A 22,580-nucleotide genomic window follows, 5' to 3' on the forward strand; every position below is an offset into this window, starting at 1 on the left:
TCCTTCCACACGGTCACGGCCTGCTCGTCGCGCTCGGCCACCGCCACTGGTAGGCCGACTTCCGGCTCACGCGCAGCCGCCGGGCGACCTCGGGCGGTTTGGCCTCCTGCTCGAACAGCTCAGCCGCCTGCACCCGTACCGTCTCCCGGCGCCGACGTCCCGAAGCGGTCAGCCCGCCCCCACCCGCATACCTCACACACCACGGGATGCAACCAACACCCCATCCCCTACCGGGCACTTCAGGAAAGATCACCCTGACGAGCCGAAGTCAGTAACTGCCCAAGAAGTACCGGCGCGGGCGGCAGACCCTCATCCGCTGCGACTCCGCGGGCGGAGCCCACGGGTTCGTGGCATGGCTCGTCCGGCGCGGGCGCCGGCTGTCCTACTCCGTTGGCTGGTGATCATCGAGGCCATCCACCAGCATGTCCTGAAGATCCCGGCATCGGCCTGGACCCCGGCCGTCCAGGCCGGCCGCGAGGTCCGCGACGGAGCGTGGGTCGCCGAACTCACCGGAGACCTCCTTGACGGCTGGCCGAAGGGCATGAGGCTGATCGTTCGCAAGGAACGTCCGCATCCGGTAGCCCAGTTGAGGACCACAGACGCAGGCGGCATGCGGATCACGTGCTTTGCCACCAACACCGCTGACTGTCCGGTCCCCCAGCTCGAGCTCCGTCACCGCCTGCGAGCCCGGGCCGAGGACCGGATCCGGGCCGCCCGCGTGACCGGCCTACGTAACCTGCCCCTGCACGACACCGCGCAGAACAAGGTGTGGCTGGAGATCGTCCAGCTCGCTCTCGTCCTGCTGGCCTGGATGCCCATGCTCGCCCTGACCGGCCAGGCCCGTCTCTGGAAACCCCGCCGTCTGCGCTTCCGCCTGTCCTCCGTGGCTGGGCAACTCGTCACCACCGGCCGGCGCCGCATCCTGCGCCTCGACCGCCACTGGCCCTGGACCGGTGAGGTCACCACGGCCCTCGGACGTCTTGCACTCCTGCCGAACCCCGGCTGACCGGCAGCCTTCCCGCCCCTATGAGGGAAACAGTCCAGACCGGAGCAGTGGAACCCGGCGTCCACCCGAGACGACACTCGGGCCCTTGGCCTGCCCACCATCAGCCACAGAAAGCGAAACGGTCTACCGACTACGTCGCTAGACCGTCACGAAAGATCGAGGCTTAAGGTCAAGTGCTTAAAAGGCACTCGATCCATCATCGACTGCGTGGCGCCTGACCTGGGCAAACGTGCTCTTCCCGAGCTGTCCTCCGGGGCGTGGGGGACGCATGGGGGAACGACAGACTCCCGATGTCCGGGGAGACACGAGGGTTCCAAGTAGCTACGGCCAGGCTCTCACATCATCTTCACCGTTTCGCGGCCCTCTGCGGAAACAGTCTTGGTCCTCGCAGGCGTTGCAGGTCGCGGAGTCGCGGAGTCGCGGAGTCGAGGAGGGGAAGGTGTCGGGGCTGAAGCTGTTCCACACGATGAACGGCGGCGTGAGCGAGGTCGCGCCGCGTCTTGCTGAGATCGAGGCGGATGTGCAGCATCTCGTCGAGGCGCACATGGAGACGATGCTGGGCGTGCGGTTCCTGGCGAGCGAATACAGCACCGGACCGGTGCACGGCGGACGGATCGACTCGCTCGGACTGAACGAGAACGGATCGCCGGTTATCGTCGAGTACAAGCGGGGCGTCGACTCGGGCGTCATAAATCAGGGCTTGTTCTACCTGGCGTGGCTGATGGACCACCGGGCCGAGTTCGGCCACCTGGTCCGTGAGCGCCTGGGGGCGGCCGCCGCGTCCTGGGTGCGGTGGAGCGCGCCGCGGCTGATCTGTGTGGCGGGCGACTTCACCCGTTACGACGTGCATGCGGTGCGCGAGCACCGGCGCAGTATCGACCTGGTCCGCTACCGCTTCTATGGCGATCGGCTCGTTGGCCTGGAGGCGGTGGCCTCCGTCACCGGGCAGACGGCGACAACCGGGACGGCCCTTCGTCGGCGCGTGGCCGAGAGGACGCGCGGGCACCGGGCGCAGGGGGCGATGGCGGAGCTGGCCGCCGCGGTCGATGAGACGCTGCTGGGCCTGGGGCAGGACGTCACCACGACCGAGAACCGCCTCTACCGGGCGTACCGGCGGCTGCGGAACTTCGCCTGCGTGTGCCCGCCGCAGAAGAGCAAGCTGCTCGTCTACCTCAAGGCCGACCCGAAGGAGGCTGGCCTGGTGCCCGGCTTCACCCGGGACGTGACGGGGCTGGGCCACCACGGCACCGGCGACCTGGAGGTCCGACTGCGCTCGGAGCGAGATCTGGAGCGGGCCCGGGATCTGTTCCGCCTCAGCTACGCCGCGGCGTAGCGCGAGAGGCTGCAGGGCGTCGTCCTGGCCGGGGATGAAGTGGTGGGCAGGTCTGGTGTCGGTTGCCTTTCGACGGCGGGGCAGAAGTGGCGGTGGACTTCCAGTGAAGCGGTGATTTCCCGGTTTGGCTGACCGGGGGCCGCTGATACAAAGCGCCGGGTAGGCGCGCGGTGCATCGCGCGCCTACCCGGCTGTCGCGTATACGAAGGGAGTGTCACGGTATGCGTTCTGAACCCTTGATGGCGCTCTTTGAATCTCCTCAGGTGCCGCTCTCCAGGTGGCCAAACCTGCTCAGGTGATCTCCCCACCCTTTGCGTGATCCTTTCCGGCGTGTCGAACTGGTGCCGGCGTGTCGTGGAGAGCCTGCGTGAGCACGGAGTTCGGCCTGCTTGAAGGGCCCTGGATGCTCACCTGGGAGGAAGACGTGGATGCTCACGCGCTGCGTCGTCAGGGCTGGTCGATCTCGGCGATCGCCCGGCACCTGGGGCACGACCGCAAGACGATCCGCGCGTACCTGAATGGCGAGCGAGTTTCCGGTTATCGACGTCAGTCGCCGGACGCGTTCATGCCCTTCTTGGAGTACTGCCGCCAACGACTCAGCGACGACCCTCACTTGTGGGCCTCGACGCTCTTCGAGGAAGTGGTGGAACTCGGCTATGCAGGCGGCTACTCCACCTTCACCCGGGCCCTGCGGAGATACAAAGCACGCCCGCACTGCGAACCATGCCGGGCTTCGAGCGGCCGCGACGTGGCGATCATCGCGCATCCTCCGGGCGAGGAGATCCAGTTCGACTGGGTCGAGCTCCCCGACCCGCCCGCTGAGTGGGGCGTCGGTGCCCACGCGCATCTCCTCGTCGGTGCCCTGGCCCACTCGGGACGATGGCGGGCCGTGCTCGCGGAGGCCGAGACCTTCCCGCACCTGGTTCAATCTATCGACGCCGTGTTGCGTCGCCTGGGCGGAACAGCCCGAAGGTGGCGGTTCGACCGGATGGCCGCCGTCTGCCACCCGCCGACCGGACGGATCCTGCCGACCTTCGGTGCCGTCGCGAAGTACTACGGAGCCGGCGTCGACATCTGCCCGCCCCGCCGGGGCAACCGCAAGGGCGTCGCCGAGAAGGCCAACCACTCGGCAGCCCAACGCTGGTGGCGGACCGTCCCTGACGGCATCAGCATCGAGGCGGGCCAGAACGGCATCGACAAACTGGCCGTGCAGATGGACAGCCGCAAACGCAAACTCGACGGAGCCCCGACCACCGTCGCCGCGCTGGCAGAAGCCGAGCCGCTGCTTGAACTGCCGACCCGCCCGTTCCCCGCCGAGCTCGAGCAGACCCGCGTCGTCAGTCCCCAAGGACTCGTCTCCTTCGCCGGTAATTACTACTCCGTCCCGCCCGGGCTCACCGGCGCACACGTCACCGTCCGAATCCGGCTCGGCGAGGACGACCTGCACGTGGTCACCGCCGGCCGTGCGGTCATCGCCCACCACCGCCGGGCACCGGACGGAGCCGGGCAGACCATCCGGGACGCCGGACACGTCATCGCCCTCGAACGAGCCGTACTCGCCTCGTTCTCGGACAAGGCACCATGCCGCACCAAGGTCCGCCGGCCCCCATCGGCAGCGGCCCAGGCAGAAGCCGAGAAGCTTCGCGGCCGACCTGAATCGGACGTCGCGCACCGGGTCGTGATCGACCTGTCCCACTACGCCGCCGTCGCCGACCGGCTGCGGCAAGACCCCACCCATCAAGACCAGGAGCGTGAGAGTGAGTGATCCCATGCCGATGAGCGAGGCCCGTCGCTACCAGCAGCTGCGAGGCCACCTGTCCTACCTGAAACTCAACGACGCCGCCGAAGCCCTTCCCCGCGTCCTGGACCAGGCGCGAGCTGAGCGGATGACGCTCACCACCGCTCTGGAGAAACTCCTCGAGATCGAGGTCGAGGCGACCGAAGCCCGCAAACTCTCCTCCCGGCTAAGGTTCGCCTGCCTGCCAGAACCGTGGACCTTGAACGACTTTGACTTCGCCGCCCAGCCCGGCGTCGACGAGAAACTCATCCGAGACCTGGCCACCCTGCGGTTCCTCGACAACGCCTCCAACGTCCTGCTGGTCGGCCCGCCCGGCGTCGGCAAGACGATGCTGGCCGTCGCACTCGCCCGCTCCGCGGTCGACGCCGGCCACCGCGTCTACTTCACCACCGCCGCCGAACTCGCCGCCAAGTGCCACAAGGCAGCACTCGAAGGCCGATGGTCAAGCATCATGAGGTTCTTCGCAGGCCCCCGCCTGCTCGTGATCGACGAACTGGGCTATCTCCCGCTGCCGGGCGACGGCGCTTCAGCCCTCTTCCAGGTGATCAACCAGAGGTATCTGAAGTCGAGCACGATCCTCACGACCAATGTCGGTATTGCCGACTGGGCCGGAGCTTTCGGCGACGCGACTGTTGCCGCCGCGATGCTCGACCGGCTCCTTCACCGCGCTGCCGTCGTCGGCATCGACGGACCCTCCTACCGGCTCCGCTCACACCAGTCGCATGCCGACAACCTCCGCAAAGGAGTGACCGGACGTGCTGGCTGAATTCCGGGAGTGCCCCATCTGCTGGACGTCATTCCAGGTCAACCGCAATGCGGCGGCCCGACACACCTACTGCACCCCCGCTGCAAAGCAGAGGCCGCTCGGCGCCGACGCCGCGAACGCGACGAAGCCTCCGACGCCACTGAAGGCGAACGGATGACGCCAGCGTCACCAGACCCGACACCGCTCGCGCCCACAGCCGTCCGCAACTGCCCGCACTGCGGCAAGCCCGTCACCATCGTCGCCCTGCTGGCCACTCCCGAGGCCGCGCGACCGACCATCCCAGCAACAAGCCGGGACGTGATCCCGATGCGCAGAAGCTGACACCGTCCGACGGGAATCGGCAGGACACGATCAGTCGCCGTTCACTACTGTCGCATGGGAAAGGATGTGGACATGGCACTGGTCAAAAAGGGATCGCGGCTCATCAACGTGGACGACACCACTTACCGATGGCGCCTGCGCGGACGGCCGACCTACGACCAGGGACTCGTCCACTCGCCTCTCACCTACGCGGTCGAGCATGCGGACAATCCAGGAACCACGCTGGTGATCACTACCAATCAGCCGCATCCGAGCAACTGGTTCGGAACCCCAAGCAGCCCAGTCCTGCCATCCCAGGTGGCTGACACCATCCGCACCGCTCTCACTCAGGGCTGGACGCCCGAGAGCCCCGGCTCACCCTTTCATCTCGACCAGTCAACAGGGTTCGTCTCGTCCCACTGACGCATCCCGCACTCAAGGACTCACCGACATGCGATCGGTGAGTCCTTCTGCTTTCCGCTCCCCACATTCCCCAGTTGGTTCACTTCGTGAACCAACTGGGACGAAGAGCGACACTGAGGAATTTTCGAGATCGGCATCACCCTCACCGTCTGGGTGGGACCGTCCCCTGTCGCAGGGGGCCCGGGTGGCTGTCTTCGCCTGCATCATGGCCGTGCTGGCGCTGACCGGCGGCCTCCTGCTGGTCGTCCTCACTGATCAGTGGCTCGCCTGGGTCCGATGGGGTCTGGAGGTGGTCGGCATCCTTGCGGCCTTCGGGCTTGCCTGCGCCCTGGTCATCCGCTGGGTGAGCAGGCCCGGTTAACCCGTGTGCCGGGGTGCCGGTTCGAGGTCCCTGTGTTCCGTACGAAGTTGCAATGTGTCCCTTGTGTTGGGGATAGCTCGGGGTGGCTTCAGATCCTCCGTTTCGGGGGTACGACGTAGCGCGTGTAGACGAGTTGACGCAGCACGTCGTCGCCGCCGTCCAGGAGTGAGGCGTAGCGCATGTCGCGCAGAAGTTTGCCCATAGGGAGTTCCGAGGTGTAGCCGAGGCCGCCGAACATCTCCGAGGCGACCGAGGCGATGCGCCAGCCCGCCTGTCCGCAGTGCATCTTGGTGACTACAGCCGAACGCAGGGTGCCGCGCCGGAGCAGGACCTCGGCGGCGTCCGGCCGCGCAAGGATGTCATCCAATTCGCGTGCAGCTGCGATGCATTGATGGCGCATCACGACAATCTCCATCTCCATCTGGCCGAGTTTCGCACCGAAGACGTCGTTGTCCAGGAGAGTCCCTGCCCCCAGAGGTTTCGTCGCGGCATAGTCCATGCAGAGGTCCCGGATGCGTCGGGCAATACCGACCGTGGTGGCCCCGATCAGGATGCGCAGGGCGTTGATCCCGGCCTCCAGGATGCGTACGCCGTTGCCCGAGAGCACATGACCGACGGGGACTTCGCAGTCCTCGAGCACGAACTCGTAGGTCCAGCTCGCGCGCATGCCGATCACAGGCCAGCGTTTGGTGATCCGTAGGCCGGGAGTGTCGCGGGGCACCAGTACGGTGCGGAACGTCGCCTCGTCGTCCGCGTCGCGGCAGATGACGAGAAGGAAGTCAGCGAAGTCGGCGTTGGTGGAGAACGCTTTTACGCCATTGAGCACGGCAGTGTCGTCACGCAGCTCGGCGCGGGTGGCGATCCGGGCCAGTTCGCTGCCGGCCTCGTGCTCGCTGCCGGCGATGGCGCAGAAGCCGCCGGCGGCGGCCATCGGTAGCACATGCCGCTTGACGAGTTCGGGGGTGCCGAACTGGGAGACCATGAGGGATCCGGTCCACGGTGTCAGCAGGGTGAACGCCACCCCGAGGTCGCCGTAGGCGAGCTCGGATACGAGGTCCACGCTCTGCTCCAGGCCGAGTCCGAGGCCGCCGTCGGGTCGCGGTGCCCACCAGTGGGAGAGCCCTGCTTGGTGGAAGCGGCGGTAGAGGTCGAACGGTGGCCTGTCGGCCAGCGTGTCGAAGTCGGCGTAGTGGCCCAGGAGCTCGCGTCGTGTGAAGGAGCGGACCCGCTCGAGGACGGAATCGCTCATGTCGTCTCCAGGTGGGGGTCGGCGGCGGCCAGGCCGAGTGCGCCCGGGTGGTACGGGCTGTCGGGCCCGGTGGGGGCGGGGACGATGAGTCGGTTCACTGGCCCGCCGAATCGGACGCGCAGTTCGGAGCCCAGTCGTTGGGGCTCGGTCCGTACAGCGAACAGGTCGAGGATGTCGTCGTCGATCCGGTCGGCCATCCGCCGCCAGCGGTCGGGATCGGCGGACAGGCTCAGTTCGGCCAGGTCGTCCGAGAGACCGCCGAGGCCGTAGGCGTCGAAGATGAACCGGTACGCCCGGGTCCCGCACCACAGGGCGACGAGTTGGCGGGCGTGCTCGGTGTCCGTCGACGTGATGGCCAGCAGCGGGGCCAGGACGATCGTGAAGTCTTCGCGCGACCGTCCGGAACGTTCGAGTCCGCGCTCGGCCGCCGGAAGGAGGATCTTCAGGAGGTGGTCGCGGTTGGCGTAGGGCGGGGCGATCAGCCCGTTGGCGATCTCTCCGGCGAGTTCGGCCATGCGCGGGCCCGTTGCGGCGAGCATCACCGGGGGCGCTCCGTAGGGGCTCGGGGGAGGGGTGAAGAACGGGTTGGTCAGGGTGTGGGTGTAGAACTCGCCCCGGAAGGAGAGCGGCTCCCCCTCGTTCCAGTGCGACCAGATCGCCCTGAGCGCGGCGACGTGTTCGCGCAGCCTCGCCAGTCGGCGGTCGCCGGGCATCGAGAAGCGGTAGGTCAGGTTCGCCGCGAACTGGGGGCCCAGACCGAGGACGAAGCGTCCGCGGGACAGTACGTTGAGGTCGTGGGCGGACTGGGCCACGGTCATCGGCGAGCGGGCCAGGGCGACCAGGACGCCGCTGCCGAGACCGATGGAGCGCGTGGCTGGTGCGGCGGCGGAGAGGGCGACCACCGGAGCCAGGTTCTGCTCCTGCGCCCAGAAGGTGCCGTATCCGGCCGCTTCGCAGGTCGTCGCCGCTGCCACCGGGTCGGTGAATCCGCTATCGGGACCGAAGCGGAACGGAGTCAGGAGCCCCTCGATCCGCAAGGGTGCTGGTGCGGCAGGGGCTTGGGGCGGCGCCGCTCCAGGGCCGCCGCAGGCGGGTCCACGTGCGAGACCAGCAGGTCCAGGAAGGCGTCGTCCAACGGCTCCGGTGTGACGCCCCGGTCACGCAGGACTTTCCAGGTGTCTTCCGCGTGGAAGCGCGGCGGGACGTGGTCCTCGTCGGTGGAGAGCATGAACCGTGCCACCTCGCTGAGGCTGGCCAGCGGGTGCACCGCGGGGTGCTGTGCGTTGAAGCGGACGCGCCGCCACCACTCGGCGGCGGAGACCGGTTCCAGTGTGTGCCCGGCCCTGCGCAGCGCCTCGAACAGAGCCGGCAAGGTGAGGGACGTCGGGTGCACCAGGTGGAAGGCGCGGCCGGCCGCCTCCGGCGCTGTCAACAGCGCGGTGACGGCTCGTGCCACCACGTCCACGCGTTCCGCGGGCATGACGAGGTCCTCCTGCGGCGCGGCGCGCAGGGCGATGGCCGCCCACAGCAGGGGGTGAGTAGATCGGCGGAGGATGTCCGCCCGGTGCGGGAGTGGCCGGTGACGAAAGCCGGCCGGTACACGCTGACCGGCAGACCGTCGGTCTCGGCCGCCGCGCGCAGCGCCAGCTCGGACACCGCTTTGGAGCGTGGGTATCCGAGCTGTCCCGAGGTCCGCTCGGAGACCTCGGTTCCTTCGTCGACTTCCTCGGTACCGGCGCGCCGGGCGTCGAGGAACACGCCCAGGGTGGACACGTAGTGGAAGTGCGGGGCGCGGCCCGTGAGTTCGGTCCGGCGGCGGGCCAGGGAGACGAGCTGCCGGGTCGGTGTCACGTTCGCGGGCGCGAGCCGCCCGTAGTCGGCGGCGAGATCCACCTCGGCCGCGCAGTGGACGATCGCCGTGATGCTCTGGGCCAGTGCGTCGTAGGTGTCCCGGTCCAGGCCGAGTAGCGGAGCCGCCAGGTCGACAGGGGCGGCGGTGAGCCTGCGCCCGGTGGCGGGCAGCGGGTCGTCGAGGCTGCCGAGCCGGTCGAGGATCCGCCTGCGCGCGTGGTCGGGATCAGCGGCCCGGACGAGGCATTGCACGGTCGCCGGGGTGCGTGCGAGGAGTTCCCGGCACAGCTGCCCGCCCAGGCTGCCGGTTGCCCCTGTCAGCAGGACCTGGCCGAGCGCGGTCATCAGGTGCTCCCTCTGCAGCACCGACCGGCTCGGTGACGGACGATGAGGCCAGCTCGGTGACCAGTGCGTGGATTCCCGGTGCCTTGAGGAGGCGGGGCACTGTGAGGTCGTGCCCGTGCTCGCGGCGGAGCCAGGTGCCCAGTTCGGCGGCCATGAGGGAGTCGATGCCGAGCCGGTTCATCGGGCGGTGCCGGTCGACCTCTTCGGCTGACACGTCGAGGAGCAGAGCGACACGGGCGACCAGGGCTTCCTCCAGGGCCGCGCCTTCTTCCAGGGCCGCGCCTTCTTCCAGGGCCGCGCCTTCCTGCGGGGCGGGCGTCGGCGCCGGCGTGGGGGTCTTCGGGCGCAGTCGCTTTCGAGTCGGTGAGTGCTCCCCTCGCGGGGCGGGCACGCGCGTCGGCTCCGACGCAGTCGGTTCGGTCGGTACGGACTTGACGTGCTGCACGATCGGAACGGCCGGAGCAGGCGGGACGGCCAATGTGTATGGTGCGCCGAGCAGTTCACGCAGGACCGGTGCGTCGGCGTCCTGAGGCACCGCGTCCACGTACACGGCCCAGTCTGCCGGGAAGACCAGCAACTGCCCTTGTACGGACAGCATCCGCCTGAACAGTGCGGGCGCCTCCTCGGGCCGCAAGTCCTGCATTCCGGCCGGGCGGACGTCGTGGCCGCCGCGCTCGCTCAGCCGGTGAGCGAGTCCTGTACCGCTCCAGTATCCCCAGTTGACGACGGTGGCCGGCAGCCCGGCCGCGCGTCGGTGGATCGCGAGGGAGTCCAGGAAGGCGTTCCCCGCTGCGTACGCCGCGAGCTGACTGCCCAGGTAAAGCCCGCTGAGCAGTGACGAGGCCGAGGAGAACAGGACGAAGAAGTCGAGGTGCCGGTCCGCGAACAGTTGGTGCAGCGCCCAGCCGCCCCCGACCTTGGGCAGGAGCGTCGCGCTGATGTCCTGCTCGGACAGCTCGGCCGTGGGGGCCGGTTCAAGGACCGCGGCGGAGTGGACGACCCCGGCCACCGGCGGCAGCCCGTCCTGCTCCCGCCGGTCCAGGAGCCGTCGCATGGCCTGCTCGTCCGCCACGTCAACGGCGGCGTACGCGACCTCGGGGCCCTTAGCCCGTAGGTCCTCCAGCAGTGTCGCCCGCCCGCGGTCCGGGCCGGGAGTGCTGCGCCCGGTGAGCAACAGGTGGCGTGCTCCTTGTTGTACCAGCCACTGGGCGACGAGCGCACCGACTCCGCTGAGTCCTCCGGTGACCAGGTAGCTGACGTCGGGACGGATGCCGGGTGTCGCCATGTCGGAGGCATCCTCAACGGGCGGGCACAGGACGGCAGTACCGATTCCGTCGTCGGCCCGTGCAGCCGTACACACCCGAATCCGAGGCACATCGATCACTCCCGCGGAGAGCAGCGGCAGGAGGTCGGCCCAGGCGGCGGCGAGCAGTTCCGGGTCACGCGTGAGGCGCTCACCGAGGTCGAGCCGCATTCGGGCACCGCCCGGCGGCAGGTCAGCGGTCCGAGCGTGGACGGTCGTGGTGCGCGCGCGTCGCGGAGCGACATCGACATACCTGCCGAGGGGTGCCAGTTCGCGCTCGTTCGGCGGCCCGGGTCCGTCCCCGGCGAGCACCACGTCCATGTCGCGCTGACCGCTCTCCGTAACCGCGGCGCCCAGGAGTCGCAGCAGTTCCCGATCCTCCGGCGCCCGGGCGGTGGCATGCACTTCGGCGCCGTGGTGCCGGGCGAGGGCCAGCGCGGCAAGTCCGAACCCGGTGGTGGCGTCCTGGACGAGGACGTGCTCGCCCGGTGCGGTCCGGGCCAAGTCCCGCAGGGCGTACCAGGCGGCGCCGTACGTGACCGGCAGCGCGGCGGCCTCGGCGGGGGCGAGCGCCTGTGGCTTCGGCAGGACGAGCCGCCCGTCGACCACGACCCTGCGGCCGGGCAGCGCATCGGTCGACGCCACCACCTCGTCGCCGATCTTGAGCGCGGTCACCCCTGTGCCGGCCAGCGTCACCGTCCCGCAGCAACCGGCCAGGCCCGGTGCCTCGTCCAGGGCGTCGGCGACATGGGACACCTCGATCTCGACCTGCCCGGATGAGGGGGAACGCGTCGACGGCGCGCTCGGGGGCCGGTCCGCCGCAGCGCGGCTCAGACGCGGGACGAAGGCAGCGGCACCGCGCAACGCGATCCGGTCCTCGGCAGCACACAGCGGTGAGGCGAGCAGAGCGGCCACAGCCGCCGGGTCCGGGTTCTCGTCGAGATCCACCAACACCGCGTCACATGCGGGGACGTCACGGCGTAGAGCCTGTGCGAACCCCCACAGTGGCGCCTGCCAGGGAGCCGGGCACGCATCGCCGGCCACGGCCTGCTGCGTGCCCTGCGTCAATACGAACACCTTGAGTGAAGGGACGGGGCGCTTCTCGCGCAGCGCTTGGGCCAAGGGCAGCAACGACGCGCAGAGGTCCGCGGATGCCCAGTGAACCGCGCGACTCGATGCGCCCGCGTCCGTCGTGTCCTCCAGGGCGGCCGGAACGAGTACTCCGTTCAATGGGCCTCCTCGTGAGGCGTCCGTGAGCGTGCGGGCCAAATCCTCGCGGGTGCCGGACGCGGTGCGGACCAGGCTGTGCCCCGCGGCGCCGAGTGCCGCGACCAGGCGATCCACCAGAGGGTCTGCGTCGTCCGAGAGCAAGAGCCAGCGGCCCGGAGCGGGGTCGGCCACAACGGGCCCCGTGTCGCGCCAGCACAGTGAGAGCGGTGCGTCGTCCCCTGCCGCGGTCGTCAAAGCACTGCTGGACGAGGCGCGTTCAGCATGGGCGTCACCGAGTTGCTTGACCTGTATGCCGTTCAGCTCCGCGATCACCTTGCCGGTGGCGTCCACTACGGTGATGTCCACCGTTTCCGATTCCCGGACCACGGCGTGCGCCCAGAGTTCACCGGACACTGAGGCCACGTGCAGCCGCAGCAGGTCGAGACCGAGCAGCACGCAGCCACGCCCGCCGCCGCTCGGCAGGACCGCTGCGGCGAGTTGGAGCGCGCCGTCCAGAGCCGCCGGGTGGAACCGGTAGCCGTCGTCCGGCACGGTACGCAACCGGGCCAGTGCCTCGGGTGCGCCGGTGGATGTTCCCGGCCCTCGCCAGAGCTCGGTGATCGCGCGGAATGCGCCTCGCCACTCGTTGCCCGCGCGCTGGTGCTCCTGGTAGAAGCGCTTGCCCGGCTGCCAGTCGGGGCAGCGTTCCTTCGTCGCGGACAGGTCCAGCGCCGGCGCGGCCGCACCGGCCGCCTCCTTCTCCGGTATCACCAGATTCATCGCGGCGCATTCGCTCCACCGGCCGTCACGGGTGTCACGTGCGGTCACGGTCAGGAGGCGAAGGCCGTCTTCCTCGGCCTCGGCTGACACCTTCAACTCCTGTCCGCCGGGCCTGGCGTCGTCGAGGATCAGCAGGTCAAGGAGCTTGATCTCGCGCAGTTCCACTCCCTGCCCCGAGCCGAGGGAATGCGCCGCTGCCAGGCCCAACTCGATGGATCCCGCTCCCGGGAGAATCGGCTGACCTGAGATCCGGTGGTTGACGAGCAGAGCGTGGGCGGATCCGTCCAGCGGACCCTGCCAGCTCTCGCGACCCTGATCGATGCTCCGCTTGCCGAGCAGAGGGTGGCCTGCGATCGGTGTGGTGGTTGTCATCGGGGGGACCTCCGTCGCGCTGGTTGTGAGGGGCGGTGAGGTGCGGGCCGCGTCGGTCGGGAGGAGTTTGGGTTCGGCGCCCAGCGGAGGCCAGGCGCAGGATTCGGCCTGTGCCCAGTGGCGGCGGCGCTGCCAGGGGTAATGCGGCAGGCGCACCGGCCCGGCCGGGTTACCGGTAACCGCCCGCCAATCGAGCGAGCACCCGGCCGCGTACAGCGCGGCCAAAGACTGATGCAGTGCGGGGAGCTCGGGTCGGTGCCTGCACAAGGAAGTGAGCGTGGACGCGCCCGCGGCCTTCAGCGGCGCGGTCAAGACGGGGTGCGGCGAGATCTGCACGAACAGCGCCGGACGATCCTGACTGTTGGCCACCATGGTCACTGTGCTCGCGAGTCGCACGGTGTCGCGCAGGTTGTGCCACCAGTAGTCGGCGTCGAGGGCGGTCCCGGGCAGTTCCTCCACCGCGACGGTCGACACGAAAGGCACCTCGGTGTCGCTCGGCGTCAGATCGGAGAGTCCCTCAAGGAGTGGCTCACGCACGGGGTCGACGCTGGGGCTGTGTGCGGCGTAATTCACCTGGACGGGAAGGCAGTTGACGCCTAGATCCTCGCAGCCGGACATGATGCGGTCGATCTGTTCGACGGCGCCTCCGAGGACCGTCGTTCCCTCGCTCTCCTCCACGGAGACGGAGGCGGTGGCCTCCAGTATCTCCAGCAGTTTCGTGATCTCCGACCTGGGCAGTTCCACCCAGCACATGGAGCCGGCGGCGGCCTGGTCGGCGATGAGCCGGGAGCGCAGGCAGCTGATGCGGCCGGCTTGCCGCAGGGTCAGCGCCCCGGCGGCCTGGGCCGCGGGGATCTCGCCCTGGCTGTAGCCGATCACCGCGTCGGGCGTCACCCCCCAGGCTCGCCACTGCGCCGCGAGCGAGGTGCCCATCGCCCAGAGGGCGGGCTGGACCTTGGCCGTGTCCTGCTGCCATGCCTCGTCCTCGTCGGCGAGAGCATCGAGCAGGGAGAATCCGCCGTACTCGCGGATCACTTCTTCGCAGGCGCGGAGGGCATCGCTGAACGGGCCGCCCAGAGCGAGGAGTTCACGCCCCATGCCGGCCCACTGGCCCCCCTGTCCGGGGAAGACGAAGACGATCCGGGGCCGTGGCCCTCTGGTGGCGGAGCTGGTCGCCGTGCGGGCGCGTTCCCGCCCGACCAGGAAACCCTCCAGCGCCTCCACCGCTTCTTCGGCGGACGCACTGACGACGCCGATGCGGTGCTCGTAGTGGTCGCGTCGGGTCGCAGCGGCCGCGCACAGGTCGGCGAGGGGCGGAGCGTCCGGGCCACTGAGCAGGTAGATGTACTGCCGGACCAGGTCACGCAGAGCGGCGGGCGAGCGGGCTGACAGCGGCAACAGCAGAGATGCGGGGCTCCCTGCTGCCTTCTCTGGGGCGTCGGGGTCAGGCACGGTGTCCGGCGCGCTCGTCAAGACGACCATCGTGTTGCTGCCGGTGGCGCCGAAGCCCTCGACCGCGCCGAGTACGCGGCCCGCCGCAGGCAGCGGGGTATTGGCCTGCGGCAGTCGCAGCGGCACCGCGTCCCAGTCGACCGCCGAAGTGAGGGTCCGGAGGAAGGGCAGGGCCGGTACGGTCCGGTGCTCCACCGAGAGCACGGCCTTGATCAGACCCACCACGCCGGCTGCCGCCTCACAGTGCCCAATCGACGCTTTCGCGGAGCCGACCAGACACTTTTCACGGCCCTCGCGCGAGCTGATCACCTCGGCGAGTGTGGTCAGTTCGGTTGTGTCCCCGGCGACGGTGCCGGTGCCGTGTGCCTCTACGAAGTCCAGTTCGGCGGGTGCGATCCCGGCACGTTCGCAGGCACGGCGGATCAGTTCGGCCTTGGCCGTCGTGTTGGGGGCGGCCATGCCCGCGCCGGTGAAGCCGTCGTTGTTGGCCGCGCTGCCCAGGATGACGGCACGGATCCGGTCGCCGTCGGCGAGCGCCCGGGCCAGCGGCTTCAGCAACACCATCCCGCCCGCCTCGCTGCGGACGTAGCCGTTCGCCCCGGCGTCGCCGAACAGGCAGCGACCCTCGGGGCTGATCGCCCCGGACCTGGCGAAGGTGAGCGTGCTGTACGGGCTGAGGATCACATTGGCGCCGCCGGCCAGCGCGACCTGGCACTCGCCGGCCCGCAGCGCCGCACACGCGAGGTGAACCGCTGTGAGAGAGGAGGCGCAGGCGGTGTCGACCGACAGGGTGGGACCGCGCAGTCCGAAGGCGTACGCCAGCCGTCCGGAGAGAGCGCAGCGAGTGCCTCCCGTCTCGGTGTAGAGGTCGAGGGACGGCAGGTCTTCGATCTGGCGAAGCCAGTAGTCACCGTGCAGGGTGCCGACGAAGACGCCGGTCTCCGGTCCTGCCAGCGATTCCATGGGCAGGCCGGCGTCCTCCGCGGCTTCCTGCGCGGTCTCAAGGAGCAATCTCAGCTGCGGATCGACACGCCGCGCCTCACGGGGCGACATCCCGAAGAAGGCCGCGTCGAACGTATCCAGGCCGGGCAGGAATCCGCCCCGAGTACTCGGCAGCTTCCCGGCGGTCAGGGGCCGGGCGTCGTAGAGGTCGTGCATCCAGGGACGGTCGGCAGGCGCCTCCGACACCCCTTCCTGCCCTGTGACCAGCAGGTCCCAGAAAGAGTCGACGTCGGCCGCGCCGGGAAACCGCCCGCTTAACCCGAGGACTGCGATCGCGTTGTCGTACGACGGTGGGAGGGAGCGGAGGGTCGGGGGAGTCCGGGCATGGTGTGTCCTCCTCTGGTGCGGTCGCACCGCTCCGGCGGGTTGCCCCGTGGTGTTGAAGGAGCGCCGGACGGCGGCCGGTGCTATGCGGATCAAGGTGACGCGAGCGCGAGTACTGCGTTGTGGCCGCCGAATCCGAACGTCTGGCTCAGCGCGAGTTCCAGCCGGGGCGGGCGGGTGGGCCTGCGGACCAGTCGCAGCCGCAGATCCGGATCGGGTGTCCGCAGCCCGGCGACGGGAGGGATGATGCCCCGGCACAGGCTGAGGACGGTGAGGGCGGCGGAGACGGCGCCGGCCGCGCCGAGTGTGTGCCCGGTCAGGGCCTTGTGCGAGGTGACCGGGCAGTCGGAGCCGAGGGCGGAGTGGATCGCTGTGGCTTCCGCGCTGTCACTGCCCTGCGTCCCGGTTCCGTGGGCCTGGACGCAGTCGACGTCCTGGCGCGCCGCGCCGGCTGCTCGCAGGGCGCCGCGGATGGCGGTCGCGGCTCCCGCGCCCGTGGGATCGGGAGCTACGACATGGTGGGCGTCGCAGGTGGCACCGTACCCCGTGACCCGGGCCAGGGGCCGTGCGCCGCGTCCCAGCGCATGCCGTCGGCTCTCTACCACCAGCACAGCGGCTCCTTCCCCCACCACGAACCCGGCGCGCGCGCTGTCGAAGGGGTGGCAACGGCCGTCCTCGGCAAGCGCACCCATCCGCCCGAAGCCGGTCACGTACAGCGGGGTGATCGCGGCATCCGCGGCGCCCGCCAGAGCGATGTCACAGGCACCGGAGCGGATCAGCATTGCGGCGACGCCCACGGCCGCCGATCCCGACGCGCAGGACGCCACGGTCGACAGGCACGGGCCGCGCGCGCCCAGTTCGATGGCCAGTGCTCCGGCCGCCATGTTGGGCAGGCACCGCGGCAGCAAATAGGGGGATACGTGGTCGTGGCCCTTGGTGTCGAGGAACCGCTGCTGTTCGGCGACCGTCTCGGGACCGCCGGCGGCGGTCCCGCACACGACGGCGACGCGCTCCCTGTCCCAATCGGCGGGGTGCAGACCTGCCTGCTCCAGGGCTTCCAGCGCCGCCAGGTGCGCGAACTGGGTGTGGCGGTCGAAACGCAAGGCGCGGGAGGCTCCGACGGCGGCCTGCGGGTCGTAGTCAGGCACCCGACAGGAATAGCGCCACGGCAGCCCGTCGAGCACGGGATCGGCTGCCGCGGTACCGGGGTCGGAGCCGCCCAAGTCGGCTACGAAGGCAGCCCAGTTGGGCTCACACCCGCGCCCGGCGGGCGTGACGATGCCGACTCCTGTCACCACCGGTTTCGGGGGCGAGGCGCCGCTCACAGCCGTAGTCCGCGGGCGACGGCTTCCGCGGCCTGGGCGAGGGTGGTCTCGGGGTTGTAGTTGTCCCACAGCTCGTGGCCGAAGTCCTCGGCGACCATCATGTTGAACTCCTCGACGGCCAGGGAGTCCAGCTCCAGGGCGGCGAACACGGTGGACGGGATGAGCAGGTTCAGCGGGACGTCGAATCGACGATGCAGGATGTCGGTCAGTCGGTCGAGGACCTCCGGCTCGGCGGTGTGCTGTTCGGTGGTGGGGTGCTCGGTCATGGCGGTGCTGCCTCTCCGGTCGGTACGACTCGATTCAGGCGCTGGTTCCTACTTCTCCTGGGGCCCGGTCCACGCCACGGTCGGGCGGGGCAGATCGGGCCAGGTGAGAGTTGCCGACCCCCAGGTGAGGCCGCCGCCGAAGGCGGTCAGCAGGACCCGGTCCCCGCGGGTGAGGTGTCCGGCGCCCGCTGCCTCTGCCAGGAGCAGCGGAATGGAGGCCCCTGCGGTGTTGCCGACGTGGTCGACGTTGGACAGGAAGCGGCCCCCGGAATGCCGAGCCGCTCGGCAACGGCCCGGCTGATGCGCTGGTTCGCCTGGTGCGTGACCACCCGGTCCAACGCTTCGATCGGCCATCCCTCGCGCGCGAGCACCGCACGCGAGGAGTCCGTGAGTCGGCGTACGGCGTGCTTGAAGACCTCGTTGCCGACCAGGTGGACGTATCGGTCGCGGTCCAAGGTGTCCGCGGGAGGCACCGCCCCGCTGGAGCGCTGCCGGGAACCGCCGGTGGGCATCAGGATCAGGTCCTTGGACGAGCCGTCGCTCCCCAGGTCGAAACTGCCGATGGCACCCGGCTCCCCGGCCTCCCCGGCTCGCAGCACGACCGCGCCGGCCCCGTCACCGAACAGGATCGCCGAGCCCCGGTCGCCCGGATCGACGAGCGTCGTGTACGTGTCCGCGCCGATCAGCAGTACTCGGCGTGCGAGCCCGGATCGCACGAGGCCGGTGGCGACGGCGAGCCCGTAGACGAAGCCGCTGCACACCGCGCCGACATCGAAGGCGGTGATGTTGCCAAGGTCCAGGCGACAGGCCACGTCGGGGGCGGTCGCGGGTGTCGGGTGATCGGGTGTGGACGTGGCCAGCACGACCGCGTCGGGTGCGGGCCCGGCGGCGGTCAGCAGCGCGGCCCGGCCCGCCTCCACCGCGAGGTCGGACGTCGCCTGCCCCGGCTTCACCACCCGGCGCTCGACGATCCCGGTCCGGCTCTCGATCCAGTCCGGGGTGGTGCCGAACCGGTCCGCCAGCTCGGTGTTGGACAGTACCCCTTCGGGCGTTGCGCCACCAACTCCGCACAGCACCGCAGCGGGTGCCTGGCCGAAACGCATCGTGTCCATACGACGTCCTTCTGAATGATGAACGGGGGTCGTCCACTGCGGTCGAGCCAGGTGCGGTGAACCACAGGCAGCGCTCGCCTCGTAGGGGGCGTGTGGAACCTGTACCGCATTGCGGAATGCGTGGCGCGAGGCGCGGCAGCGCGCGCGTCCTGGCCCGGGACAGAGACACGGCGCCCGCGCCGCAGTCTGTGGAGGCCCATTGCAGCCCTGCCCCTCCAGCCTTGCGAGCAGCGCTCCGGCCTCCTGCACGGCCTCGTACCTCATCTCCAGCAACTGGCGCGCCTGGGAGTCGATGCGGCGGGCCTCGCGCGGCGACATCCCGAAGAACGGCGCGTCGAACAGATGGAGTCCCGGAGGGAAACCACCGCGCCGTGTGGGCGCCTTCCCCGGGGTACGCGGCCGGGGGTCGCACAGCGAGTGCAACCATGCTCGGCCGGTTGGGGCGTCGGCGACACCGTCACGGTCCTCGGCCATCAGCTGCCACAGGGCCTTCGGATCCGGTGCTCCGGGGAACCGGCCACCCATGCCGATCACGGTGATGGCGTCGCCGGGCAGGTCACCATCGCCGGGCTGGCCTGGCACAGGGCCGCCATGGGAACCGGGGGTGGACGTGCGCATCTGCTCAACTCCGTCGTCTGAAGGACGGTTCAGCGTTCTCCGGCGTGATGGGGGCTCGCGTCCGGCGGGACGATGCCGCCGTTCAGGGGGCGCGGTCTTTCACCTTCTGGGCCCGCCTTGTGTGGACCCTCTGGCGGGAGTCTCGGCGGTGATCTCGTGGAGCGCCGTGCGGAGCTGGTCGGTGAAGGCCGGCAGGTCGGTGATGGCGGCGGGGTCGGCGTTGAGAGAGATGTGGCAGGTGCCCCGGTAGGAGACGAACGTGGTGATCACAGGGGTGCCGGCCAGCGGGGCGACGCCGAACAGGGCTTGTACGCGGCGGCCTCCGATGGTGATCGGGTCCTTGCCTACGGGCACGTTCGTGGCCATGAAGTCATGGCGGCGCCCCAGATGTTTGATGCCGGAGATCAGTAGGGGTGCTGGGAGGTATCGCGCAGCCTTGGCGGCGAGGCTGAGGATGTCCGCCGGTTGCGGCCCGCCGGCAGCGGTGACGGCTGCCCGGACGGCTCGCAGGGCAGCTGTGGTCTCTGTCTGCTGCGCGGGGACAGTGATACTGGCGAGGGTGAAGTGGTTGGCGGCGTGCGGGGCGCGTGGCCTGCGCAGAGCCACCAGCGACAGGGCTCTGAAGGCGGAGGGACCGGTTGCGTCCCGGACCGCCAGATAGCGGCCTGTGGCGCGGGCGATCGCGCACAGGAGCACGTCGTTGACAGTTCCGCCGGTGATCTTGGCTGTCCGTTGCATCGGCTCCAGGTCCGCCGTGAAGAAGGCGTAGCGCCGGGCCCTGCTGGGGGCCGGAGCTCGTTTGCGGGGGCGAGCGGGCAGGAGCAGCGTCGTCCCCCACTGACGCCACAGGGTGACCCGGTCGCGCCGCAACCCGCCGCGCGGGTCCGGGACGTGTTTCGACGGTGGCGGGCCACCCGCCTTGATACGGCCATTCAGAAGGCCGGCGATCTGTAGCCCGTCGGCCAGGGCGTGCGAGATCTTGAGGATGTACAGCACTCCGTCCCCGCCCTGGACCCCGTCGATCAGATATGCCTGCCACGGGGCTCTGTCCGCGGGGAAGGACGTGTTGACCAGGGAGTGCAGCAGGCGGGAGAAGGCTTTTTCCCCGGCTTCCTTGCCCAGGCCGATGTGCACGAGGTGGTCTTCGAGGGCGAAATGCGGGTCCGTTTCCCAGTACGGACGGTGCGCGCTGCCGCCCACGCGGTGGGTCAGGCGCGGGTAGTCCCGGATCAGCTTCTCGTGCCAGGAGGTGAGCCGGGCGAGGTCAGCCGGTGGTTCGAGGTAGGCGAGTACGGTGACGGTCGCCTGATGCGGGGCGTCGCACTGCAGCTTCCACATCAGTTGGTCCAGCGGTGCCATGAGACGGAGCGGTACAGAGGCTGCGGTGCTGGTCATTTGCTCTCCGACTGTCGGCGGTGCATGGGGGAGGCCAGGGCCGGGGCGGGGCTCACGGCCGGGAGGCGGTGGGGCGGTGCCGGCGCAGCACGGCCCAGGCCACGGCCAGCAGAGCGGCACGCCGTACGGCGGGTCTCGCGCCGGGATGAAACAACTGCAGCGGGCCGCTGTGCCCGGGATCGGTCAGGCCGTTCGCCAGGGAACGGAGTTGGCCGCCGGCCGCGGACAGGCCCATCATCGCCTCCAGTGCCGAGCGACCGGCGAACGCGGGAGAGAGCAGTTCTTCGGCCAAGTCGAGGAGTATGGCCTGCAGATGCCGGCGGATCACCTGCGTGAACTGCACCTCCGGTGCCAGGCAGCGCACTGAGCCGTCAATGTTGGCGAAGGACTTGCCCAGCACGGCGACCGCGGGATTGACTCCGATGCCGCGGCGGGCGGAGTGGCGCATCACCGCACTCAAGGTCTGCCCGAAGTCGAGCTCCGCCAGCGTCGCCGTCGCCAGATGTGGGACCATGGCGGTGATGTCGCTGATGAATCCGGCCGGGTCGGCCGTAGTGGTGAGGCGCCCGGTCTCGAGCCACGCGTTGGCGACTCCCGTACCGTCGTTGAGGGTCAGATTCAGCATCAGCAGCAGGACGGCTGCGCTGGTGCGTCGGTCGATGCGCCCGACCATGCCCCAGTCGATGACCGCGGCCCGCCCGTCGCTCTGGATGAGGATGTTGCCGGGGTGTGGGTCGGCGTGGAAGCGACGGTCGACGAAGTACCCGCGGTGCATGAGAGCCAGCAGGTCGCTGCCGATCGCGAGCCGCTCATCGGCTGTCAGGTCATGTCGCTTGAAGTCACGGATGGAACAGCCCGGTGCCATACTCTGCACCATTACGCGTGGCGTCGCGCACAGAACTGCGGGGACGTACAGCGTGCGAAAACGTTCCACCGTGGGCCGAGCCTCCTCCATGTTGCGTGCCTCACGGGTGAAGTCCAGCTCCGGGCGCATGGCATCGAACAACACGCCAAGCAGCGCCCCCAGATCGAGCGTGGCGGTCAAGCCCGGCGCGCCGTGCGCGATCAGGCGGGCAGCACGTCGCAGCAGCCGCATGTCCTCTTCGACGGTGATCCGCACACCCGGCCGCTGCACCTTGATCACGGCCTCGCGGCCGTCAGGCAGGCGGGCACCGTAGACCTGGGCCAAGGAAGCCGTCCCCAACGGCTGGCCGCCTTGCACGCACGCGAACATGCGGGGCCAGTGCGGGCCCAACTCCTCCTCCAGAACCGGAGTGAAAGCCGGGAACGGCTCCGCTGCCGCGTGATCATGCAGACGCTGTAGTTCCTCCATGACCGGTGCGGAGACGAGGTCGGGACGGGTGGCAAGCATCTGCCCCACCTTGATGTAGAGCGGGCCGAGACTTTCCAGCGACTCACGCAGGGCTCGGGCCCGCTCGCGCTGACGCGCCAGCGGAGCGCCGGGCCCGCGGGGCCGGCGCGACGACAGACGCCTGCCGGCCTCCCCGCACAGGAGTGCACCGAAGACGCGCACGACCGTCGCCAGGCGGGCATCGCTCATGCCGTTGCCGCCGTCCGCCGCCGCGGCCCTTGAACCCTGAGACGCGCCTTGTCAGTCGGATTCACCGCGAGGGGCGCTCTGAGAAGAGTCGGCGAGGCCGACATCAGGGACGCTCTGCACGCGGTTGCCGGCACTTTGCTGCCGGTTCTCCACCAGCCGGGTCAGTCCACGCCGGAAGTCCCTTTCGGCGTCGTCGACTCGATCCAGCGCCCCCTCGACGATGTCCTGTACTTCGTCCACGACGACGTGGATCAAGCGGGTCAGACCCCCGCGCGTCGTGGTGGCCTTCTGGGACATGAAGTCTCCTTGTGAAGCCGAAACGAACAGGGCACGGCCCCGGCGGGCATGGGCGCCGCCTGCCGCATTCTTGACCGTTGGCACCGCTCGGCACCTTGATCTGCCGAACAGGCTTACGAAACGGTGCTTCCA

General features: G+C 69.7%; 17 protein-coding genes and 3 pseudogenes. 7 read left to right on the forward strand and 13 right to left on the reverse strand.

Annotation, left to right across the window (positions count from 1 at the left end; translation table 11 throughout):
• Positions 1–13: 13 nt before the first annotated feature.
• A complete protein-coding gene (locus ACEXOX_RS42475) occupies positions 14–133 on the reverse strand; it encodes a helix-turn-helix domain-containing protein (protein ID WP_406525969.1) in 120 nt (39 codons plus the stop codon).
• 142 nt (positions 134–275) lie between these two features.
• Between ACEXOX_RS42475 and ACEXOX_RS42480 the strand changes: the two are divergent.
• The 7 genes and pseudogenes from ACEXOX_RS42480 to ACEXOX_RS42510 form a co-directional block, all read left to right on the forward strand.
• Positions 276–1,006: pseudogene (locus ACEXOX_RS42480) on the forward strand (transposase); the annotation flags it as partial.
• A gap of 439 nt (positions 1,007–1,445) precedes the next feature.
• On the forward strand, positions 1,446–2,339 hold the full coding sequence (locus tag ACEXOX_RS42485) for a DUF5655 domain-containing protein (protein WP_406525970.1): 894 nt from the start codon (positions 1,446–1,448) through the stop codon (positions 2,337–2,339).
• 367 nt (positions 2,340–2,706) lie between these two features.
• Positions 2,707–4,104, forward strand: coding sequence for a transposase (locus ACEXOX_RS42490; protein WP_406525971.1), 1,398 nt, complete (start codon positions 2,707–2,709; stop codon positions 4,102–4,104).
• Complete coding sequence (istB, locus tag ACEXOX_RS42495; protein ID WP_402271166.1) at positions 4,097–4,903, forward strand: IS21-like element helper ATPase IstB; 807 nt, start codon at positions 4,097–4,099, stop codon at positions 4,901–4,903. Before ACEXOX_RS42490 ends, istB begins: the two co-directional genes overlap by 8 nt.
• A gap of 153 nt (positions 4,904–5,056) precedes the next feature.
• Positions 5,057–5,224 (forward strand): hypothetical protein, encoded by a 168-nt coding sequence (locus tag ACEXOX_RS42500; RefSeq protein WP_406525972.1) that lies wholly within the window; start codon positions 5,057–5,059, stop codon positions 5,222–5,224.
• Positions 5,225–5,296: 72 nt separating this feature from the next.
• Positions 5,297–5,626 (forward strand): hypothetical protein, encoded by a 330-nt coding sequence (locus ACEXOX_RS42505; protein WP_406525973.1) that lies wholly within the window; start codon positions 5,297–5,299, stop codon positions 5,624–5,626.
• 184 nt (positions 5,627–5,810) lie between these two features.
• The gene (locus ACEXOX_RS42510; RefSeq protein ID WP_406525974.1) at positions 5,811–5,987 is read left to right on the forward strand and encodes a hypothetical protein; all 177 of its coding nucleotides are present in this window, start codon (positions 5,811–5,813) and stop codon (positions 5,985–5,987) included.
• Between the two features lie 88 nt (positions 5,988–6,075).
• On the opposite strand, the gene ACEXOX_RS42515 is transcribed toward ACEXOX_RS42510, so the two are convergent.
• From ACEXOX_RS42515 to ACEXOX_RS42570, 12 genes and pseudogenes are all read right to left on the reverse strand, one after another.
• A complete protein-coding gene (locus tag ACEXOX_RS42515) occupies positions 6,076–7,236 on the reverse strand; it encodes an acyl-CoA dehydrogenase family protein (protein WP_406525975.1) in 1,161 nt (386 codons plus the stop codon).
• Entirely contained in the window at positions 7,233–8,273 is a 1,041-nt protein-coding gene (locus tag ACEXOX_RS42520; protein ID WP_406525976.1) for a TIGR03617 family F420-dependent LLM class oxidoreductase, read from the reverse strand. Before ACEXOX_RS42520 ends, ACEXOX_RS42515 begins: the two co-directional genes overlap by 4 nt.
• A complete protein-coding gene (locus tag ACEXOX_RS42525) occupies positions 8,252–8,716 on the reverse strand; it encodes a hypothetical protein (protein WP_406525977.1) in 465 nt (154 codons plus the stop codon). Before ACEXOX_RS42525 ends, ACEXOX_RS42520 begins: the two co-directional genes overlap by 22 nt.
• A complete protein-coding gene (locus tag ACEXOX_RS42530; RefSeq protein WP_406525978.1) occupies positions 8,665–9,432 on the reverse strand; it encodes an SDR family oxidoreductase in 768 nt (255 codons plus the stop codon). The genes ACEXOX_RS42525 and ACEXOX_RS42530 overlap by 52 nt, the downstream gene beginning before the upstream one ends.
• Positions 9,314–15,904, reverse strand: coding sequence for an SDR family NAD(P)-dependent oxidoreductase (locus ACEXOX_RS42535; RefSeq protein ID WP_406525979.1), 6,591 nt, complete (start codon positions 15,902–15,904; stop codon positions 9,314–9,316). The genes ACEXOX_RS42530 and ACEXOX_RS42535 overlap by 119 nt, the downstream gene beginning before the upstream one ends.
• Before the next feature lie 62 nt (positions 15,905–15,966).
• Positions 15,967–17,199 carry a beta-ketoacyl-[acyl-carrier-protein] synthase family protein gene (locus ACEXOX_RS42540; RefSeq protein WP_406525980.1) on the reverse strand — a complete coding sequence of 411 codons (1,233 nt, stop codon included), beginning with the start codon at positions 17,197–17,199 and terminating at the stop codon, positions 15,967–15,969.
• Positions 17,196–17,465, reverse strand: a complete 270-nt coding sequence (locus tag ACEXOX_RS42545; RefSeq protein ID WP_406525981.1) for a hypothetical protein — start codon at positions 17,463–17,465, stop codon at positions 17,196–17,198. Before ACEXOX_RS42545 ends, ACEXOX_RS42540 begins: the two co-directional genes overlap by 4 nt.
• Positions 17,466–17,513: 48 nt before the next feature.
• A pseudogene (locus ACEXOX_RS42550) lies at positions 17,514–18,568 on the reverse strand (beta-ketoacyl-ACP synthase III).
• A 228-nt stretch (positions 18,569–18,796) separates the two neighbouring features.
• Positions 18,797–19,195, reverse strand: a pseudogene (locus tag ACEXOX_RS42555) (beta-ketoacyl synthase N-terminal-like domain-containing protein); the annotation flags it as partial.
• 99 nt (positions 19,196–19,294) lie between these two features.
• Positions 19,295–20,554 (reverse strand): wax ester/triacylglycerol synthase domain-containing protein, encoded by a 1,260-nt coding sequence (locus ACEXOX_RS42560; RefSeq protein ID WP_406525982.1) that lies wholly within the window; start codon positions 20,552–20,554, stop codon positions 19,295–19,297.
• A gap of 88 nt (positions 20,555–20,642) precedes the next feature.
• Entirely contained in the window at positions 20,643–22,151 is a 1,509-nt protein-coding gene (locus ACEXOX_RS42565; protein WP_406525983.1) for an ABC1 kinase family protein, read from the reverse strand.
• A gap of 51 nt (positions 22,152–22,202) precedes the next feature.
• Positions 22,203–22,448, reverse strand: coding sequence for a hypothetical protein (locus ACEXOX_RS42570; protein ID WP_406525984.1), 246 nt, complete (start codon positions 22,446–22,448; stop codon positions 22,203–22,205).
• Positions 22,449–22,580: the final 132 nt, after the last annotated feature.

The sequence above is a fragment of the Streptomyces sp. Ac-502 genome (assembly GCF_045222935.1).
GTDB classification, from domain to species: Bacteria; Actinomycetota; Actinomycetes; order Streptomycetales; family Streptomycetaceae; genus Streptomyces; species Streptomyces monomycini.

What these genes read in the sequence shown, in the direction of transcription:
- ACEXOX_RS42500 (WP_406525972.1), top strand. Translation starts at nt 5,057, where the DNA reads ATGACGCCAGCGTCACCAGACCCGACACCGCTCGCGCCCACAGCCGTC.
- ACEXOX_RS42505 (WP_406525973.1), top strand. Translation starts at nt 5,297, where the DNA reads ATGGCACTGGTCAAAAAGGGATCGCGGCTCATCAACGTGGACGACACC.
- ACEXOX_RS42530 (WP_406525978.1), bottom strand. Translation starts at nt 9,432, where the DNA reads ATGACCGCGCTCGGCCAGGTCCTGCTGACAGGGGCAACCGGCAGCCTG.
- ACEXOX_RS42515 (WP_406525975.1), bottom strand. Translation starts at nt 7,236, where the DNA reads ATGAGCGATTCCGTCCTCGAGCGGGTCCGCTCCTTCACACGACGCGAG.
- ACEXOX_RS42565 (WP_406525983.1), bottom strand. Translation starts at nt 22,151, where the DNA reads ATGAGCGATGCCCGCCTGGCGACGGTCGTGCGCGTCTTCGGTGCACTC.
- ACEXOX_RS42545 (WP_406525981.1), bottom strand. Translation starts at nt 17,465, where the DNA reads ATGACCGAGCACCCCACCACCGAACAGCACACCGCCGAGCCGGAGGTC.
- ACEXOX_RS42525 (WP_406525977.1), bottom strand. Translation starts at nt 8,716, where the DNA reads ATGCCCGCGGAACGCGTGGACGTGGTGGCACGAGCCGTCACCGCGCTG.
- ACEXOX_RS42560 (WP_406525982.1), bottom strand. Translation starts at nt 20,554, where the DNA reads ATGGCACCGCTGGACCAACTGATGTGGAAGCTGCAGTGCGACGCCCCG.
- ACEXOX_RS42570 (WP_406525984.1), bottom strand. Translation starts at nt 22,448, where the DNA reads ATGTCCCAGAAGGCCACCACGACGCGCGGGGGTCTGACCCGCTTGATC.